Annotated in this window: 2 protein-coding genes and 1 pseudogene; all 3 read right to left on the bottom strand. The window is 57.4% G+C overall.

All coding sequences use genetic code 11. From position 1 onward, the window contains the following. Window positions 1-743 (bottom strand): annotated as a pseudogene (locus RTY00_RS17065) (glycogen debranching enzyme GlgX); the annotation flags it as partial. A 34-nt stretch (window positions 744-777) separates the two neighbouring features. Then, window positions 778-3,264, bottom strand: a complete 2,487-nt coding sequence (gene treY / locus RTY00_RS17060) for a malto-oligosyltrehalose synthase (RefSeq protein WP_312665231.1) — start codon at window positions 3,262-3,264, stop codon at window positions 778-780. Next, window positions 3,261-5,045, bottom strand: coding sequence for a malto-oligosyltrehalose trehalohydrolase (gene treZ / locus RTY00_RS17055; RefSeq protein ID WP_312665230.1), 1,785 nt, complete (start codon window positions 5,043-5,045; stop codon window positions 3,261-3,263). Before treZ ends, treY begins: the two co-directional genes overlap by 4 nt. Between the last annotated feature and the right edge of the window lie 260 nt (window positions 5,046-5,305).

Below are 5,305 nucleotides of genomic sequence, written 5' to 3'. Positions count from 1 at the left end.
ATGTAGCGCGAGTGCGGGGCGAAGAAGGCCAGGGTGTTGTAACCCCAGAAGTTTTTCAAACCACGATCCAGCAGATGCTGATCGTCCGGGAAACCGTGCACCGGCAGCAGTTCCACGGTAGTTACGCCGAGGCTCTTGATGTAATCGATCGAAGCCTGATTGCTCAACCCATCGTAAGTACCGCGCATCTCTTCGGGCACCGCTGGATTAAGCTGGCTGAAGCCTTTGACGTGCGCTTCATAAATCACCGTTTTCGACCATGGAATATTGGGGCGATTGGCATCCTGCCAGTCGAATTCGTTGGGATCGATGACCACGCATTTCGGCGTAAACGGCGCGCTGTCGCGGGTATCGAAACTCAAATCCTTCTCGTCATCGTGCAGGTCATACGCAAAGTGCGACTCATCCCACTGCAGCTCGCCCGCCAGTTCGCGCGCGTAAGGGTCGAGCAACAGTTTGTTGGGATTAAAGCGATGGCCATTCTCTGGCTCATACGGGCCGTGTACGCGATAACCATAGAGCGCGCCGGGCTGCAAGCCGGGAATATAGCCGTGCCACACTTCATGGGTATATTCCGGCAAATCGAAGCGGGCGATTTCGTTTTCGCCGCTCTCATCGTACAAACACAGCTCAACTCGCTCAGCGCAGGCCGAAAACAGTGCAAAGTTCACGCCCTGGCCATCAAAGTTAGCGCCAAGCACTTGTCCCGAACCTGCTGTAATTTTTAGAGGCTTACTTGTCATCCATTATTCTCCACACAGATTAATCGGGTATGCATCAGCTGCTCAGCAGCACTAACGGCGCACTTGAGGCCGCCTCATCCAGCGCTATGTAATCGCCAATCGCCACGCTTGCGCCTGTCCATAAGTTGCGATAGTGGCGATGGGCGAGTGATTCGGTCAGTTCTACTTCGGTTTGCGTCCACTGCGCGTTGTCGAAACTCAGGCGCGGCAGGATCACCAGCAGTGCGTGATCGCTGTCCTGACGCGCAAAGGCGATAACTTTCTCCTGATGTTCACCGCTAACCTGCAGCGGCTGATAATCACCCACGCGGAACAGCTGCGGATAATCGCGGCGCAGATGCAGAAGGCGGGCAATCACCTGTTGTTTCAGTTTGCCGCTCAGCCAGTTTTGCGCGTCATTGAAATCGGGAGATTCAGACTCTTCAAGCTGCTGTTCCAGCAGATCAAAGTCAGGCGTGCGGCGGTTGTCGGGATCGACCAGGCTGAAATCCAGCGCTTCGCTGCCTTGATAGATATCCGGCACGCCCGGCGCGGTGAGTTTGATCACCGTTTGCGTCAGGCTGTTGATCAGTCCGGCCTGGATAAATGGCTGCAACGCGTGGCTGAAGTCACTGAGGAACAGATGATTAGCCGGTGAAAGCAGATGGCGTGCGTAATCCAGCACCGCCTTTTCGTAGGCTTCATTACTTTCTGCCCAATCGGTTCGCAGCTTGGCTTCGCGTAATGCTTTCTCAACAAAGGGAATAAAGCGCTCTTCGAGTTGGCTGGCATCCTGCGGCTGCAAGGTGGTCGGCCATACGCCGGCTAACGCCTGATACAGCATCCATTCCACCGCCGGTTCCGGTGCGGCGCCATCTTCCAGCTCAACCACCTGCGCCTGATTAATCTGCCGCCAGCGCGTGACGTGTTCCGCCCACAGCGCAGGCGCTTCGCTTAGCGTGTACAGCCGCGCACGCGCATCTTCGCCACGCTTGGTGTCGTGGGTTGAAGTGGAAGAGATGCCATCGGGTTGCTGCTGCAGCCGCGTTTGCATCTCGCTATGGAAATGCGCCAGCGAGAAGGCGTGCGGCAACGGCTCGGCACCCACTTCATTGATGGCTAACGCTACGTGATTGCGGAAGAACAGCGTGTCTTCCACCGACTTCGCCATCAGCGGTCCGGTCAGTTGCTGGAAGCGCACGCGGAATTCATGCGCATCTTTTTCGCTCTCTTCAGAAACCGCGCCCAGCAGCATCGCCTGCAGCAAACTCAGTACCGTCGGCGACGCGCTGTTTTTTACGATTTCCAGCACCTGTTGCAGCAGCTCTTCGCCTTCGAGCGGCATACCGTCCTGCTGGCCGTAGGTGCGATACACCGGGAAGGCGATGAGGATTTCCCGCAGCGCGACGTGCAGCTCCGCTTCACCGAGGTTGCGATGTTCGGAAGCGGCAATCTGCGTCGCCAGCTTGAGTAAACGCGCAAACTCACCGGCGAAATTGCGATCGACCATCAATTCACGCGCCACGCGCAGTCCACCCTCAACGTCGTTGGGTTGTCCGGTGGTGGCTTCATACGCCAGATGAAGCGTATCGATCTGCGAATCATCGACCAGCGCGTGCGACAGCGCGGCAATAAATTCGTAGCCGGTGGTGCCGGAAATCGGCCAGTCGTCAGGAATCTGTTCCCCTTCGGCGAGAATTTTTTCCACCGTGATATAGCAATCCGGGCCGGTGGCCTGGCGCAGCTGGCGCAAGTAACCTTGCGGATCGGCAAGGCCATCAACGTGATCGACGCGTAATCCGCTGACCGCGCCAGAGCGCACCAGCTCAAGAATCAGCTGGTGGGAATCGGCAAACACCGCTTCATCCTCAACGCGTACGCCGACTAAACCGGTAATCTCAAAGAAGCGGCGATAAGAGAGTTCGCTGCGTGCATCGCGCCAGCTTATCAAGCGCCAAGGCTGTTGCTCATGCAGTTCGGCAATCGCTTTGGCATCGGTGATCGCCAGCACCTCGTCGGCGCGATCCTGCCAGCTGGCGGGCGTCAGCGGGTAAAAACTGTCGTAATAGACCAGCGCGGGATGGCCGGTTTCCGGATGCGCTTTAATACTGATCTCACCGTTTTCCAGCACGTTATCGAAGCTGTCGCCGAGAAACGGCAGCGTCAGGCGGCGCGTCCAGTCGATATCAAAGTGATTGGCATAGCGGCTGCTCTCGCCGTACTCAATCACATCGCGCCACCAGTTATTCTCCAGCGAAGCCGCCATGTGATTTGGCACGATGTCGAGAATCAAGCCGATCTCCGCGTCCTGCAACGCCTCAACCAGACGATTGAAACCGTCGCGGCCGCCAATTGCCGGTTCGATCTCATTGGCATCGATCACATCGTAACCGTGAGTGGATTCGGCGGTGGCGCTGAAAATCGGCGACGCGTAAAGATGGCTGATGCCAAGGCGTTGCAGATAAGGCACCAGCGCTGCTGCGCGATCAAAGGTCATGCCGTTGCGAAACTGAATGCGGTACGTCGCGGTTGGAATACTCATTTTGTTGCTCCCTGGTCCAAACGCACCACGATGGCGTGTTGGGGTAATGCTTCAGTTTCTTGCGGCCAGGCGAAAACTGTGCGGCCTGGCATGGCGGGTAAAGGTTGCGTCTGTTTGCCGATATTCAGTGCCAGCGACAGCACGCCCTGCGGGAAACGCCAGCTGACGGCGACAAAGCCTTCGGCGGTGGCGAGCACCTTGCCGCTGTTGCCGCCCGCATCCGCCAGCAGCGGCACGATGTGTTGCTGACGCAGCGCCAGCAGCTCGCGCGTTAACGCCAGCCAGCTCTGGCCCGCCGGCGTTTGCAGCTTATTCCAGTCAAGTTTCGAGCGGATGAAGGTCTGCTCAGCGTTAGGATCCGGCACCTCTTCGTCATGCCCGGCGTGACCGGTGAACTCCTTCGCGCGACCTTCACGTACCGCTTTGGCCAAATCGCCGTGAAAATCGGTGAAGAACAGGAAGGGATTGGTTTCGCCATACTCTTCGCCCATAAACAGCAGCGGAATGTGCGGCGACAGCAGCAGCGTTGCCAGCAGCACTTTGGTGCGATCGCTGCCCGCCAGGTTGATCAAGCGATCGCCCTGCGCGCGGTTACCAACCTGATCGTGGTTCTGGATGAAATCGACGAACGCCACCGGCGGCTGGCTGGCGCTCGGCACGCCGCGCCGTTGCCCACTCTGCGGCGACAGCTCGCCCTGATAAGCAAAGCCTTCGGTCAGCACGCGCGCCACGAGTTTCTCCGGCACGTCAGCGAAATCTTCGTAATAGGCGTGGGTTTCACCGGTGGCGAATACGTGCACCGCATTGTGGAAATCATCGTTCCACTCGCCAGTAAACAGCGGCGCGTTGCCCTGTTTGTCGCGCGGATGCAGGAAGATGACGTTGCGGCAATCTTCAGTGGTGAGATGGATAGGGCGCTCGGGAATCGCCTGACGGATGCGTTCGGCAATCTCAATCAGGGCATGCTTGCTGGAGCTGTCTTCAATCTGATCGATGGCATCAAAGCGCAGCCCATCCAGATTAAACTCCTGCAGCCAATAGAGCGGCGCTTCGACGATGTAGCGCCGCACTGCATCGACATCATAAGCAATGCCCGCGCCCCACGGCGTCATGCGTTCCTGATGGAAAAACTCCGGCGCCAGCAGCGGCAAATAATTACCTTCCGGGCCAAAGTGGTTGAGCACGATGTCCAGCACCACCGACAAACCGTGCGCGTGCGCGGCATCGATAAAGGCTTTGAAATCATCCGGCGATCCGTAAGCCGCATGTGGAGCGTAGAGCAACACGCCGTCGTAGCCCCAACCGCGATTGCCGCCAAACTGCGAAACCGGCAGCACTTCCAGCTGCGTGATGCCCAACTCGGCCAGCCACGGCAGCCTGGCTATCGCCGCCTGGAAAGTGCCTTCTGGCGTAAAGGTGCCGATGTGCAGCTCATACACCACAGTTTCGTGCCACGGACGACCTTGCCATGCGGTGTGCTGCCAGCGATAGCTTTGCGGATCGACCACCAGTGAAGGGCCGTTAACATCAGCCTTTTGCGCACGCGCGGCGGGATCCGGCACCACCGTGCCATCGTCCAGCACAAAGTTATACTCTGCGCCAGGTGTCACGCCGCTGACCTGCAGTTCAAACCAACCGTCGCCCGCGTCAATCATGGCTGAATCATGGTCGGCAATTCTCAATGTGATGTGCTGCTGTCCGGGTGCCCAAACACGAAAACGGACGCTGTCATCAGCAAGAATCTCAGCGCCCCAGGATTTTTCAAATGATCTGAATTCCATTCAATTGCCTCGTTTAGCCCACGCAGGGGCAATGGACGACATCAAGCGATTCGCTACTGGCTGAAAACGATAAATAATTTGGGATGAAAGTTAGGTCGGACAACAAATCATAGTCGATATTTTGGCGTTTTCTGGCGTGAGGCAGTGGATTTCAGGCGGGTTTCGGAAATTATCTGTTTGAACGCTGATGTGTCACGCTTCGGTTATCCAGATGGTTGAGCGTATGAATGGCTGTTAGGGCTAAATGGCACCCGATTGCG

This window comes from Pantoea sp. CTOTU49201, from assembly GCF_032054795.1.
Taxonomy (GTDB): domain Bacteria; phylum Pseudomonadota; class Gammaproteobacteria; order Enterobacterales; family Enterobacteriaceae; genus Pantoea; species Pantoea symbiotica.
This window is presented reverse-complemented; position numbering and strand designations above follow the sequence as displayed.

Coding starts and splice junctions, on each gene's coding strand:
- treY (WP_312665231.1), bottom strand. CDS start 3,264: ATGAGTATTCCAACCGCGACGTACCGCATTCAGTTTCGCAACGGCATG.
- treZ (WP_312665230.1), bottom strand. CDS start 5,045: ATGGAATTCAGATCATTTGAAAAATCCTGGGGCGCTGAGATTCTTGCT.